This window comes from Pontibacter fetidus (genome assembly GCF_010119545.1).
GTDB lineage: Bacteria > Bacteroidota > Bacteroidia > Cytophagales > Hymenobacteraceae > Pontibacter > Pontibacter fetidus.
Genome location: NZ_JAAEAA010000006.1, coordinates 159,837 through 173,718, shown reverse-complemented (window position 1 = coordinate 173,718; position 13,882 = coordinate 159,837). Strand labels below are relative to the sequence as shown.

General features: G+C 46.4%; 15 protein-coding genes and 1 pseudogene. 5 read left to right on the top strand and 11 right to left on the bottom strand.

The genetic code is table 11. The features are described from left to right. Positions 1-2 precede the first annotated feature (2 nt). Positions 3-656 (top strand): OmpA family protein, encoded by a 654-nt coding sequence (locus tag GWO68_RS06600; RefSeq protein WP_162345621.1) that lies wholly within the window; start codon positions 3-5, stop codon positions 654-656. A 19-nt stretch (positions 657-675) separates the two neighbouring features. On the opposite strand, the pseudogene GWO68_RS17910 reads toward GWO68_RS06600, so the two are convergent. Together GWO68_RS17910 and GWO68_RS17905 are read right to left on the bottom strand one after the other, a co-directional pair. Continuing rightward, positions 676-927 (bottom strand): annotated as a pseudogene (locus tag GWO68_RS17910) (ferritin family protein); the annotation flags it as partial. Between the two features lie 34 nt (positions 928-961). Next, positions 962-1,276, bottom strand: coding sequence for a ferritin family protein (locus tag GWO68_RS17905; protein ID WP_162345619.1), 315 nt, complete (start codon positions 1,274-1,276; stop codon positions 962-964). Between the two features lie 212 nt (positions 1,277-1,488). Between GWO68_RS17905 and GWO68_RS06585 the strand changes: the two genes are divergently transcribed. From GWO68_RS06585 to GWO68_RS06565, 4 genes are all read left to right on the top strand, one after another. Further along, positions 1,489-2,064: a Crp/Fnr family transcriptional regulator gene (locus tag GWO68_RS06585; RefSeq protein ID WP_162345618.1), complete on the top strand. Its 576-nt coding sequence runs from the start codon at positions 1,489-1,491 to the stop codon at positions 2,062-2,064. Positions 2,065-2,251: 187 nt separating this feature from the next. Beyond that, complete coding sequence (gene ygiD, locus GWO68_RS06580) at positions 2,252-3,085, top strand: 4,5-DOPA-extradiol-dioxygenase (protein ID WP_162345672.1); 834 nt, start codon at positions 2,252-2,254, stop codon at positions 3,083-3,085. A 17-nt stretch (positions 3,086-3,102) separates the two neighbouring features. Beyond that, entirely contained in the window at positions 3,103-3,777 is a 675-nt protein-coding gene (locus tag GWO68_RS06575; RefSeq protein WP_162345617.1) for an alpha/beta hydrolase, read from the top strand. Positions 3,778-3,935: 158 nt separating this feature from the next. Continuing rightward, positions 3,936-4,850 carry a pirin family protein gene (locus tag GWO68_RS06565; RefSeq protein WP_162345615.1) on the top strand — a complete coding sequence of 305 codons (915 nt, stop codon included), beginning with the start codon at positions 3,936-3,938 and terminating at the stop codon, positions 4,848-4,850. Between the two features lie 112 nt (positions 4,851-4,962). Here GWO68_RS06565 and GWO68_RS06560 read toward each other — a convergent pair whose 3' ends face one another. The 9 genes from GWO68_RS06560 to GWO68_RS06520 form a co-directional block, all read right to left on the bottom strand. After that, complete coding sequence (locus GWO68_RS06560) at positions 4,963-5,799, bottom strand: anti-sigma factor (RefSeq protein WP_162345614.1); 837 nt, start codon at positions 5,797-5,799, stop codon at positions 4,963-4,965. Beyond that, entirely contained in the window at positions 5,792-6,352 is a 561-nt protein-coding gene (locus GWO68_RS06555) for an RNA polymerase sigma factor (RefSeq protein WP_235941970.1), read from the bottom strand. Before GWO68_RS06555 ends, GWO68_RS06560 begins: the two co-directional genes overlap by 8 nt. 288 nt (positions 6,353-6,640) lie before the next feature. Further along, positions 6,641-7,441 (bottom strand): ferritin-like domain-containing protein, encoded by an 801-nt coding sequence (locus GWO68_RS06550; RefSeq protein WP_162345613.1) that lies wholly within the window; start codon positions 7,439-7,441, stop codon positions 6,641-6,643. A gap of 8 nt (positions 7,442-7,449) precedes the next feature. Further along, positions 7,450-8,154, bottom strand: coding sequence for a ferritin-like domain-containing protein (locus GWO68_RS06545; protein ID WP_235941969.1), 705 nt, complete (start codon positions 8,152-8,154; stop codon positions 7,450-7,452). A 197-nt stretch (positions 8,155-8,351) separates the two neighbouring features. Beyond that, a complete protein-coding gene (locus tag GWO68_RS06540) occupies positions 8,352-8,594 on the bottom strand; it encodes a Sec-independent protein translocase subunit TatA/TatB (RefSeq protein ID WP_162345612.1) in 243 nt (80 codons plus the stop codon). A 200-nt stretch (positions 8,595-8,794) separates the two neighbouring features. After that, positions 8,795-10,675, bottom strand: a complete 1,881-nt coding sequence (locus GWO68_RS06535; protein WP_162345611.1) for a gamma-glutamyltransferase family protein — start codon at positions 10,673-10,675, stop codon at positions 8,795-8,797. A gap of 132 nt (positions 10,676-10,807) precedes the next feature. Continuing rightward, the gene (locus tag GWO68_RS06530) at positions 10,808-11,884 is read right to left on the bottom strand and encodes a calcium:proton antiporter (RefSeq protein ID WP_162345610.1); all 1,077 of its coding nucleotides are present in this window, start codon (positions 11,882-11,884) and stop codon (positions 10,808-10,810) included. 235 nt (positions 11,885-12,119) lie between these two features. Next, positions 12,120-12,773 (bottom strand): trimeric intracellular cation channel family protein, encoded by a 654-nt coding sequence (locus GWO68_RS06525; protein ID WP_162345609.1) that lies wholly within the window; start codon positions 12,771-12,773, stop codon positions 12,120-12,122. A gap of 265 nt (positions 12,774-13,038) precedes the next feature. Then, positions 13,039-13,701 (bottom strand): NADPH-dependent FMN reductase, encoded by a 663-nt coding sequence (locus GWO68_RS06520; RefSeq protein ID WP_162345608.1) that lies wholly within the window; start codon positions 13,699-13,701, stop codon positions 13,039-13,041. Positions 13,702-13,882: the final 181 nt, after the last annotated feature.

Genomic DNA, 13,882 nt, shown 5'->3' with positions numbered 1-13,882 from the left:
GGATGAGCAAGGAGAGCAGAGACTTTTTCTGGCCCAGTTACGTCGACCTGATGACGGTGCTTTTTCTGGTGATGCTGGTGCTTTTTGTACTAAGCTATAAAATGTTCCAGGGCAAGGACCGGGAGAACCGCGAGAACATTGCCCGGCTGCAGGTAGAGGTACAGGAAAAGCGCAAACTAGACGAAATCAAAGCCGCCCTTGCCCGCCTGGATGATAAGTATTTCCAGTACAACGAAAAGTATAAACGACACGAATTATTGGTTGATGTACTGTTCGAGCAAAGCAGCGCTGTAATACCGGAACGCTCCAGGGCACCACTGCGCAGAGCCGGGCAGAACCTGAGCCAGGTCATCAATTCCATAGACGAGAAAGATGTAAAATACCTGATAGTGATAGACGGTCGCGCAGCCAGTTTCCCGGCTGGCGATCCGCGCAATGTTACCCAGCGAGAGTATGCCTTGCAGTTAAGTTACCAGCGGGCGTTGGCCCTGCTCAAGTTCTGGCAAAGTGCCGGCATCAAATTCCCCAAAGACCGGATAGAACTGATTGCTGCAGGTAGTGGTTTTGAAGGAGCCGGCCGTAAAGGCGATATCCGGGATCGTAGGTTCGTGATCCAGATTCTGCCAAAAGTTGGAACGCTCGAAAAGGTTAAATAACCAATTACGCAGGTATAGTTTACTCAATTTTAATGTATTGCTCGTTGCTATACTTTGGCGCTGGCGAAGGTTTACCCGGATTTGCAGCTATAGTTGAGCCTGAAACTGTACTCACATAATAGTCCATCTTTTTATTTTTCCCGAATTGCTTTAATGCTTTCTTAAATAGTCTTTCGTGTTGCGCTTCGGCTTTCATAGCATACCTAAACGACTGGGCAGCCTGGCTGGCATTTTCTTGTTCAGCTATTTTCACAAAATCTGGGTACAACGATTCAGTTTCTGTTTTTCTCCTTCAATCGGACCTTTCAGATTTGCCTGGTTGTTTCTACGCTAACGTCCTCATACACTATTTCACCGGGAGTGCCGCCCAGCGCCTCAATGGCCCGTTTGTGGTTTTGCGCATGTATCGCTTCTGATTTAGAAACTGCCTTGAAAAGCTTAGCAATCTGTTCTTGGTTTTCTTCCGATGCTTTCTGGGCAAACATTTCGTAACGGCGGGTAGCATTCGACTCTGCTTGGTACGCTTTTTCGAGGTTAGTGAGTGTTTGGGTGGCTTGCTGACTATAGCAAACTGAGACAAATGTCATTACCACAGATAAAATTAAAAGTATAGTTTTCATAGCTGCTTATAAATGATGGTCTATATCAGAACAACTATAGTTAAAAGATTACTTACTTAAGTCCTGGATATTAGTTAACAGCTTTACTGAATTGGTAAATAAGGAAAACAGGGTGGCAAAAATGAGGTGTAATTTTATAGCTGTAGCTTAACCGCTATACCATGCATAAGTATAACTTTATACTTACTTTGTGATGTCATCAACGCCGCCATATGTCTGAACTGCTTTTAAAATCTATCCGGGAAAAGGTTACCGCCACAGAAGAGGAGCTTCAGATCTGTAAAAGCTATTTCACACAGAAGAAATTAAAGAAGCGCCAGTTTTTGTTGCAGGAAGGTGAAGTTTGCAGCAGGCTGGCATTTGTAGAGAAAGGTGCGCTATATTCTTACACTACGGATGCAAAAGGCGGGCAGCATGTCATACAGTTTGCATTCGAAGGCTGGTGGATATCCGATATGTATAGTTTCTTTACCCAGGAACCATCTAACCTCAACATCGAGGCCCTGGAAAACAGCGAGGTACTATTGATAGACCAGGAACAGCACTACCAACTGTTAGCTGAATTACCCAAATACGAAACCTACATCCGGATACTTTACCAGAACGCCTACATTGCCCTGCAGCGCCGCGTAGAAAGTACCATAGGCCTTACCGCCGAAGAAAAGTATAACCGCCTGCTGGAGCAATATCCTTTTATACTGCAGCGCATACCGCTAAACTTAATTGCCTCTTACCTGGGTGTAACCCCCGAAACCCTGAGCCGCATCCGCAAGCAGATTTCCCGTTAACTGGCTTGATAAATGTCAAGTCCATTTCTTATCATATGTCATTCCGGTAGCTATAGGTAAGCCGTACCTTTGTATTGTAGCGGATAGGTATAGTTTATACTTGCTGCTACTTTAAACGATTGAAAATAGAACTGAAACTATGCAACGCAAACAGTTCCTTAAAACTATGATTACAGGAGTAGTAGGTATGACAACTTTAGGAGCATTTAACAGGTTTACGGATGGCTTAAATGAGCAGGACCAGCTGATGCCGGTTTTATTCATGGGCCATGGTTCCCCGATGAACGGGATAGAAGATAACGAGTTTAGCCAGTACTGGAAAAAACTGGCCAAAGAGATTCCTACGCCTAAAGCCGTGCTGGTAATTTCGGCGCATTGGCTGAGCAAAGGCACCCGCATTACAGCCATGGATTTCCCCCAGACCATACACGATTTTGGAGGTTTCCCGAAGGAGCTTTTTGCGGTACAATATAACGCACCCGGTAACCCCGAACTGGCAAAAGAAACAGCATCTATCATAAAATCAGTAGATGTGGAAATGGACCACGACTGGGGCCTGGACCACGGCGCCTGGACCATTATCCGGCACATGTACCCCGAAGCCAATATACCGGTTCTGCAGCTAAGTATAGATTACACCAAAGGCCCGCAATACCATTACGACCTGGCCAAGGAGCTTTATAGCCTGCGCAAAAAAGGCGTACTTATTATGGGAAGTGGCAACATGGTACACAACCTGCGCATGGTGGCCTGGGATAAAATGAACGAACCCGAATACGGCTACGACTGGGCCAAACAGATTAACTCAACGTTCAAAGACCTGATCAGTAACGGGCAGCATGACAAGCTGATAAAATATGAGCAACTGGGCAAGGAGGCGCTGTTAGCTATACCAACCCCGGAACATTACTGGCCATTGATGTACACCCTTGGCCTAAAAGGCACGAAAGACGACGTTTCGTTTTTTAACGATAAAGCGGTGGGCGGTTCGCTGACCATGACATCGGTACGGATCGGGTAACTATAAAAAAGAACACTATGCAAACTATAGAAACAAACACACCAGAGCTGCAGCAAGGGTTGGCTTTACAATATTTAGTTAGGCCGGCAAGCGCAGCAACTATACAACCAAAGGCAATTATTTTATTGCACGGCGTTGGCAGCAACGAGCAGGACCTGTTTAGCCTGGCGCAGCTGATGCCGGATGATTTTATAGTGATCTCCCCGCGCGGGCCTTATACCCTGGCTGCTAAACGCTACGCCTGGTACGAGGTAGATTTTGCTACTGGTAAACCGTTGATTAATGCAGCACAGGAAGCACAAATCAGGAATACGATAGCCGATTTTATAGCACAGGTAAAAACTACCTATAAAGTGGATGACGTGTACCTGGGCGGCTTTAGCCAGGGCGCTATCATGAGCTATACGATCGGGCTGCTTTTGCCTGCGGCCGTGGCGGGCATCTTAGCATTTAGCGGCAGGATCTTAAGTGAGATCAGGCCGTTAGTGAAACCGGGAGAGGAGTTACAACAGTTAAACGTATTTATATCGCATGGCACTCAGGATGCTACCTTGCCGGTACAGTATGCCCGTGAAGCAAAAACGTATCTGCAGGAACTGGGAGTGGAGCCAACCTATCACGAGTACCCGGCAGGCCACCAGTTAAACAACCAGATGCTGACAGATATGGTTACCTGGCTGCAGCAAAAATAACGATAGGCGCTAGCCCCAGGGGCATGAAACCCTCCGGGGAACTATAGGTATAGCGGCTACCGTGCAAACTATAGTTTATGCTTGTAAGCTGGGCGATGGTTAACTTAGCCGGCACTCAGTATTTTTACGTTTGATGAAGAAATTAAACCTATAGTTGTATGCTGGATATCGTTATCGAAGCCCGTAAAGCCTCTCTTGCTCCGGGCATGGATGTGCGCCGTATTTTGCCTTTCAGGCTTCGCCGGATGGTAGGCCCGTTTATCTTCATGGACCACGCCGGTCCGGTGCATGCTGCCCCTGCTGCGTCTCATACCATGGATGTACTGCCGCATCCGCATATCGGGCTCTCTACAGTAAGCTATTTGTTTGGCGGCCAGGTTACGCACCGCGACAGCCTGGGTGTGGAGCAGATCATCCGGCCGGGCGAAGTAAATTGGATGACAGCCGGTAGCGGCATAGCCCATTCCGAACGGTTCGAAGACCCTGCAGCCCTGGCCGGAGGCACCCTGGAGATGATACAGACCTGGGTAGCATTACCGGAAAAACAGGAAGAAGCTGCTCCGGCTTTTAACAACTATAAACCCGAACAACTGCCTATCGTTACAGATACCGGCGTCTGGATGCGACTGATTGCGGGAGATGCTTACGGATTACGGAATGAGGTAAAAACGCATTCGCCTATGTTTTATTTGCATGCTGTGCTGGAGCAGGGCGCCAAAATTACTTTACCCACTGAACACACCGAACGAGGAGTTTATGTTGCCAAAGGAACTATAGAAGTTGCTGGTCGGAACTATACTTTAGGACAAATGCTGGTATTTGATAAAAATGCGGAACCGGTTATAGTTGCCAAAGAGCCAACAACCTTAATGCTGTTGGGCGGAGAACCATTGGGAGAACGCTACATCTGGTGGAATTTTGTGTCATCCCGGAAAGAACGCATCGAGCAGGCCAAAGCAGACTGGAAAGAAGGCCGCATACTTTTACCACCCACCGATAACCAGGAATTTGTACCCTTGCCGGAAGATAAATCCAAACCAGCCGGTAACCCGTCGCCACAAGCATTGTCTTAAGCTATAGTTGTAATTCCGCTATAGTTGAAACTGTAACTGCTTGATACATAAAAATCAGAAAAGCCTGCTATTATTAACTATAGCAGGCTTTTCTGTATAAATTGTGCGTAAACTACGACTCTACATTTCCTATTACAGTAAGCTGCTCCAGGGTAGGTACTTTGCTACCGCCTACCGGCTCCAGGGTAACTGCAAAAGCCTGAGCAGCGCCAATGTTCTTCATCTGTTGCATGGTGCCCTTATTTCCCGAAATTTCAATCATACCGGCATCTATAGGCTGTCCGTCTTTCAGGGCCCATAGTTGGTATTGTTTACCGGCAGGAGGTGCAGGTAGTTTAACGACATTTACATATACCTGTTGTTGTTGCGGGTTCCAGTATACTTGCAGGCTCGCATCTGGGTGCGCCTCAACTCCCTTCAGTTTTACGGGCTTAAAAGCTGGGTCCTGAAGGATAGCTAACTTCTGTTCCTGTTGCTGAAGTTGAAACGAGGTATTTTTAAAGTTTTGGGCAAGTAACTCCTGATCGGCTGTTACGGTTGCCAGTTTTTGTTCGGCCTGCTGCCACTTCGTATAGAAATGAAAACTCATCCAGCCCGAAAGTAAAAACAGAACTATACTTGCAGCAAACATCCATCTGTACGGAGATGCAGCTTTATCTTCTTCGTAAAGTAATTGCGTTACATTGTTGTGTGCAGTGTCTGGTTCGCTGGTGTGGGTAGGTATAGATGCATTGATCTGGTCCAGTATCCTGTTTTTAAGTTCAGGTCTGGGCTGTACAGCATGGAGCACTGCGTACTCTTCCATCGCCATACAGGCTTCGTCCAGGGCTTTACGTATTTCAGGAGAGGCAGCAGCCCGGCGCTCCACCTCTTCACGTTCTGCCAACGATAAACCGCCCGCAGCATACAGCTCCAGAACTCCGGATGCTATGTAATCTTCGTTATGCACGGCCTTTAAAAAATCTTGCTAATACTTTTACAGCGCTGCGCGCTCTGGTTTTTACAGTTCCTAATGGTATGTCGTAGGCTTCAGCAATTTCGCTCTGGCTCAGCCCTTCAAAATACATCAGGTCTATGACCTGTTTCTGCTCCGGGTTCAGGTTGTCTACTATATCCCGTACGCCAATATATTCAGGCTTAAACTCGGCTGCCGAAAACCCGGAAACCTGTGGACCTTCAATATCTTCTGTCTTGGTATTTACGCGGTGCTGACGCGAACGGATTGCATCGATAGCCTGGTTCCTGCAGATATTTAACATCCAGGTAAAAAGCCTTCCTTTTGAAGCATCGTAGCTTTCGAATGAGTTCCAGATCTTTACAAATGCTTCCTGCAGCACATCTTCCGCGGTCTCCTCAATCTTCACTATCTGTAGAACAACACCATAAAGCGCCGGGCTGTACATATCATATAGTACAGACACTACAGAAGCATCGCGGGCACGCAGGCGCTCCACTAATTCCTCCTCGCTAAGCTTAAGTATAGGTTGTTGTTGATTCGTCAAGTATATAACCTTTATAACTATAAAACTTACAAAGGCTTACCAAAGATAGTAAATATTTAATACATATTCTGTTAAGCCCGTTCCTGAAATTAAATTGAAACTGCTACAGAAGTAAAAAGTTTAGCGCCAAACTAAAATAACTACACCACCACATGCAGTTTCTGACTTTTAATGATGAAAGATTTAAAAGAAAAGAGCCACCAAAGGCAGCTCTTTTCTATCGGGGTCTATGTAGAATTATTGAATGTCTATGTAACATTATTGACTAATAGCAGCCATCAATTATAGTTACTCGAACAAGGAAACGATTGCGGCAACCTGCTCTTTGGTCAGCGGCTCATCAAAAGCACCGGAAGCTATTTCGGCTGAATATCCGGCACCTAGCTTGGTGATATCGTTTATACCACCCTGTGCTACATTTTCTTCGCCGGCGTAAACCGGTTGTGCACCTGCTGGTACATTGCTGTTGGCACCGGCACCAACTATCCAACCCTGGTTGTTGCGCATGCGCCGGATGTGGGCGGCATGTCGGGCTTCTACAGAGTGTATCTGTAATGCTGCTGTCAGCACTGCGTCGTTGCTGATGAGGTTAGCTGCCTGTCCTTTATAAGCGCGTACGCCTGTGTCTTCAAACGCCTGTGCCAACGTTAAAAAGGTCTGGTAGTTCGTGTTCCAGTCCGGGAAGTTCTTACCGAAATTAAAAGTAGGTTCGCTGATAGGTGTGCCATTCAGGCTTTGTATGGTTGTTTTCAGAATTTCGACGTGGGCTGCTTCGTGCATCTGTATTTTCTGGATGGCACCTCTGGCGGCACCTTCAGGTATAAGCCCCGATGAAGCTAATGCCTGCGTATAGAAATTACGCTCCAGGTATTCTAGTTTCAAGGCAAAGTTCAGCACTTCCAGCACGGTGTTGTTCCCTTGCCCGTAAGCTTTCTGGAAAACAGAAGCCAGGGCAAATGGCACCGCAGCCATAGCTGCTTTTTTACCGATTGTGCCTAAGCCTTTGAAAGCGTTACGGCGTGAGTCTAACCTGTTGTATACTTCCGGGTCAACTTTTTCTATGTCTTCTATTATCTTAAATATGTTCATGGCGAGGCTTATTTAGGTAGGTTATTAGCTGAAATCTTTGTCTTGATAAATGGTGCTGCTGCTGCAAGCACATCCGCTGGCATCATGGCTGGGTCCAGGCCCTGGTTGTTAGCCGAATCGGAGAAAGTGCCATTAGAGATCAGGTCGCGGATTACAGCTGCGTGGCGTGCTTCAACAGAAACGATCTTACCAGCCAGTGTCAGGAAACCGGCGTTCTCCAGCAATTTTCCGGCTCCGTTATAGGCGGCTACGCCCAGGTCTTCAAAAGTGCGGGCTGTAGTTAAGATGCTGTTCTTATCGTTAAAATTGATGCTGCTGAAATTTACTTCCAGGTCGCGGATAGCCGAGGTGCCCAGAGCTGCTTTCAGGAAATCGCGGTGGATTCCTTCGTGTCCTTTAATGTCCTGCATGATTTGTTGCTCTGTCTGGCTGAACAGGCCAAGCGATTTTGCTACCACTTCTGCGTAAAAGGCTGCTTCCAATTGCTCCAGTGCGTAGGCATAGTTCAATATACCTGTATCTCCTTTGCCCAGGTCTACTGCAGTTGGGTCCATTGGCATGTCATCGCCGTCTTCGTCGCAGGAGGTGGTAGCAAACAGAAGGGTAGTAAGTGCTGCCGTAGCCCCTGCATAGCGCATAAACATACGACGCTCCATCGGAGCCTTCAATACGCCTGGTTCTTTCTCGGTGGGTTTGTCTTGTAGTTTTTCCATAATTTTAAATCATAAATTAACGAGATGTGAAATGGCCACAGGTTAATAGTGGTAACTGCAGCGTTGCGAGACCTACGAGGCAATAGTGAGTATTGGATTTAGCAACTATAAAAAAAGTTGTAGCGGTGCGCGTTAAGTACCGAACAGGAGACTACGTACAAAAAAACGCCCACCTGGTAGGGTGGGCGTTTTAGCTTTTAAGCTCTGAGTCTGGTTTCTGTTTCTACTGGTTGGGATTCTTCTCTTTCAGTCAGGGATACTTCAATATCCTGTTTGATATCCTTTGAGGCATCTTTAAATTCCCTGATGCCACGGCCCAGCCCTTTAGCCAGTTCCGGAATGCGCTTGGCACCAAAAAATAAAAGTATAGCCAATACGATCAGTACTATTTCTGTACCGCCCAAACCCCCAAGAAATAATAAAATGTTTGCTGCTACCATAGTTTTATACTTTTAAGTGGACCATACAAACGAGCGGGAGAGAAGATCGGATTTAGGAGACGTGATATTTAAATTATAAAAAGCAGAAAGTATAACCTGAATATGTAAATAAAGAAGCCCGGTTGCTCCGCTGAGTGCTAAACGGAACAACCGGGCATTATCAATTTTATAGTTTACCTACATGCGTAATCTAGAGAAGTTTACCAACCTATACCGTAATCCTCGCCGTGGTTACTGGAGCCACCCCAGAAGCTGTTATGTTTCCAGTCGAAGTAAATGGCATTGATGGGGCCGCTGGTTCTGTCATCAAAACTTAATGTATAACCCATTTTTTTAAGCTCGTTTCTTACGGCCTCCGGAGTGCTGTCGTGCAGTAATATGTGCCCCGGTTTTGGTTTTCGGTCGTCTGTTTTGGTACCACCCAGCGATAGCCATAGTTGGTTTGTGTTTATGTTGGCTGCCTCCGCGGCCTGCTGCACATTCATCCCGAATTCCACTACGTTTAAGAAGAACTGTAACAGGTTTTGATCCTGGGTGTCGCCGCCCTGCACTGCGAACGATAAGTATGGTTTTCCATCTTTTAAAGCCATAGAAGGCGTTAAAGTTACCCGTGGCCGTTTGCCCGGTGCCACCACGTTAAATGGGTTCAGTGTTTCATCCAGCACAAAGCTTTGCATGCGCTGGCTCATGCCAACACCTGTGTTGCCGGCTATAGTTGCCGGTAGCCAGCCACCACTTGGCGTAATCGACACTACCCAGCCTTCTTTGTCAGCTGCCTCAACAGTAGTGGTGCCGCGCCATAGTCTGTCCTGGTATTCTACCTGCGACGAGCCGTTTCGGGTGTCGTGGGTAGGGGCGAAGTTGCGTTTGGTCGTATCCATTTCAAAGCCTCTTTTCTTAAGGAGCTTTAGGTAAGGATTCTTTTTGCCTTCAAACAGGTAAGGATCGCCCGGGCCTATCGTGGGATCGTTCTTGTCGAATTGTATAAGGCTGGCCCTTTGTTTGGCATACGCTTTACTCAGCAGTCCTTTGATCGGTTCCTGGGGAGCAGCGTATGGATCGCCGTAGTAAAAATCACGGTCTGCAAAGCTGAGGTTCATGGCCTGGTATAGCGTATGGATGTATTTTGTACTGTTATATCCCATGCTTTTCAGGTCAAAATTTTCCAGGATGTTTAGTGCCTGCAGCATAACCGGGCCTTGCGTCCATTGCTGTAGTTTGTAAACATCAACGCCTTTGTAAGTTGCTTTTAGCGGTTCTTCCTCAATGGGTTTCCAGTTAGCCAGGTCCTGCATCGTAATCAAACCGCCTTGTTCTTTACTGCCCCGTACAAATTCTTTGGCAATGTCGCCTGTATAAAAGCGATCGTAGGCGGCCATAATTGCATCTTTCCTGTTTTTGCCCTTTTTCAGTGCTTCTCTTTCTGCTTCTACCAGTTTGGTAAGGGTTTGCAACAGGTCTTTCTGCACAAAAATCTCACCTGCTTCCGGGGCTTCGCGTTTTTCGCCGGGGTGCGTCAGGAACACTTTCTTGCTGTAAGGCCATTGCTTTATTAGGTCTTTGTTTTTCTCGATGCTGTTGGCGGTCTGGGCTTCTATGGGGTAACCGGCTGCCATTTCCATAGCGGGTGCCAGTACCTGTTCCAGGCTCAGAGTGCCATAGTTGGCCAGCATGTATAAAAGCCCGCCGGGTGTGCCGGGGGTGGTGGCAGCCAATGGCCCGTTCTCCGGCGGAAAGTTATAGCCTTTGCTTTTAAAGAACTTAGGAGTTGCACCGGTTGGGGCTACACCCATGGCATTTATGGCTATCACTTTTTTAGTTTTCGGGTTGTAAATGAGTGCCTGCGTTTCGCCACCCCAGCTTAACACATCCCACATGGTGCAGGTGGCTGCCAGCATCGCACAGGCCGCATCTACGGCATTTCCACCCTTCTGAAACGTCATGGCGCCAGCTGTAGCAGCTAATGGTTTACCGGTAATAGCCATCCAGTTTTTGCCATGCAGCACAGGCTTCTGGGTTTGCTGTGCCGTTGCAGCCAGTGAAAAAGTGATCAGTATAAATAAAGAAAATAGCTGTTTCATACGCTTCATAGTTTACTACCTAAAGATAGGGAAATCAACCTTAAAATAACAGGTGCTATAGTTGTTGTATGCTATAGTTGTACTCCACTTTTAGTGCCTGTATAGTGTTGAACTATAGTTTGTTACGTTGACTTACGGATAGATCATCAGGAAAATAAAGGCGAACAGGTTTACGAGCAACACCACGCCATACACAATGTTTGTTTTGCCGCTGCTCAGCGAAAGCATGACTGTAAAAACGGATAACCCAAGCAGGATAATGGATTTGATGTCCAGGCCTAAGATGATCTTGAAATCATAGATAATGCAAACGATGGCAACACTTGGAATAGTGAGCCCTATACTTGCCAGCGCAGACCCCAACGACAGGTTTATACTTGTTTGTAGCCGGTTGTTTCTGGCCGCAATAATAGCCGCAATGCCCTCCGGTAACAAAATGATAGATGCGATAATTACGCCAACCAGTGTTTTGGGAAGATGATAGTTTGTAATGATACTTTCGATGGTAGGGGAGAGGGTTTTGGCCAGCAACACCACAATGCCCAGGCAGAGAATGAGAAAAACAAGGCTCATAAAAAATACCCTGTTACTGATGGGCATTGGCGCTGCCGTATCATCATCTTCGTCTTCGGTGGCAGACAGGAAGTAATCGCGGTGCCTTTTGGTTTGCGCAAAAAGGAAGAAACCGTAAATAACCAGGCAGGCAGCAGACGCAAATATCAACTGAGGATTAGAGTAATAGGACCCCGAAACGCTTTCGGTAAACGTAGGAAAAACCAGCGTAAAGCCAACTATAGTAACCAGCGACACCAATGCTATAGTTACCGATGGTTTGGAGAAGTTCTGTTCGTAATGTTTTATGCTTCCTATTAGCAGGCAAAGACCAACTATACCATTCAGGATGAGCATGGTGGCAGAATATACGGTGTCGCGGGCCAGCGAAGCAGCCTCTTTGCCTTCGGTTATCATAAGGGAGATGATGATGGAAACTTCGATAACGGTGATGGAAATGGCCAGGATGATGGTGCCGTAAGGTTCGCCTACTTTTTCGGCAATTATTTCAGAGTAATGCACCGCCGACATTACACTAAAAACAAGCAGGATACTGGCAATTAGCTGGAATATACTGCTGTCGTAAATGAGCCCCGAAAAGTATAGTACCCAGGCCAGTATCGGTATAATTACCGTCCATTGTAACAATGATTTCATAGTGAATTTGCAAGTTGAAGGGAGCAACGTTTCTCTCTGGATTACAGGTACAAGGTATTACCAAAAGATGTTTTACTGTACAGCCCATACGGGAAACAAAAACGTTGTATGCCAGCGAACTAGTTAACGCTGAATGAAAGTATAAGGCTGAGTTTGTGGGGATTTATTGTTACAAGTAGAGTAGTATGCAAACTATAGTTTAAGGAACTTTGACCTTGGTGATACCTAAAGATAGTTACCTCAGATCTTGTTTAGCAGAATCGGTTTTGGTGTTGGCCGGTGTAGGAAGGTTCCAGTGAAAACGCAATGCAAAAATGCGGAGCGTAAAACATAAAACCAGCGCAATAACTGCCACCCAGTCATCAGAAAGCCATTGTTGGTAATTACCCAGCACAACAATTACAGCCCCCATCAACGCAGCAGATGCATAGATCTCTTTTTCCAGAATTACCGGAACGCGGGTAAGCAGCACATCTCTGATTACACCCCCGCCAACAGCTGTAGTTATGCCTAACAGGATAGCCACCTCGCCGTTATGCCCATAAGACAAGGTTTTTTCGGCACCCGTTACAGCAAACAAGGCCAAACCCACGGCATCAAAGAAAAGAACGGGACGCTTCAGCCGCTGCACAATCGGATAAAAGCCTACTGTTAAAGCTGCGGCAACTATAGCTACTACCAGGTATGGCCAGTTGGTTAACCCGGCAGGCGGTATTGCCCCAATGCATAAATCCCGGATAATACCGCCCCCGCAGGCAACTGTAAAGGCAATGGCACAGATCCCAAACAGGTCGAGGTTACGTTTTCTGGCAGCAGTAGCGCCGCTTATAGCAAAAGCAAAAGTACCTGCAAGCTCGAGCAGATAATACAAAGAGTGAAGTTCTTCCATGCTGGCGAACGGTGCTATAGTTTTATAGTTGGCTTATGCTGCATCTGTTTAACAAAAGTTAATGCGCAGGTGCAAAGCAAAAGCAAAGTTGCTATAGTAAAGCAAATAAACATAGGTATGGGTATATTTTTATGTTACAGGCTATACTATACAAACTTACCCTGAAGTGGAAAGGATAAGAAAGTAAGGCAAACTGGTATAACTATAGGTATACCAGCTTGCCTTACTTATGCAGTGCTAATTGAGTTATAGTTGTGCGTGTTGTTTACTCCACGCGCTCGGTTTCCTTAGTTGTTTTTTCACCCAGAAACTCTACCCACGCCTTTTTGATGCACGGATAGTGCTTGGAGGCCTCCACCAGGTTCATAAAGCTCACCAGGTTATCTTCAAAGCGTTTGGCCAGCTTTTCATCTGCTATGCTTCCGCTCGTATCAAATGCCTCATGGGCCGTAGCCAGCGAAAACATATCCGGATATACCCTGGTGCCCAAATGTTCTAACGGAATTCTTAAAGACCAAAGCCCCCGGTTACCCCCGGCCATAGAAGGCGATGCAGACATCAGTAAGGCATGGTGCTGGTGAAAAGGTTGCGGGCGATACCGTGAAACCCAGTCAATCATGTTTTTAATGATACCGGGCATGGAACCATTGTACTCTGGTGATGCAATGATAAAGGCATCGTTTGCCAAAATACGTTTCCTGAATTCTTCAGCCCCTTTAGGGTGATAATTATCTACTTCCAGGTCCTGGTTAAAAGATGGGCAATCAAACTCGACCATGCTGGCAAAATCTACTGTTCCACCATTTTTCTGGATAACCTGTGCGGCAAGTTCTGCTAATTTTGTGTTGAGCGATCCGGTTCTGAGCGATGCCGAAAAAACAAGAAAGCTCGTGTGCCCGTGTTGCGTATTCTTTTGCTGTTCTTCCATAAGGTATCTGCCTAAAGTATAGTTAAACGTGACGTTACTATAGCGATACGAAAACAAGCCGTTGGTAGCCAGTTTAGAAGAGCTAAGGATGCTTAAAACCAACTATAGATTGCCTATAGTTAACCATAGAAGCAGTTAGGAACTATAGCGGAAACACAATTTATATCTTTTAAAATTACAA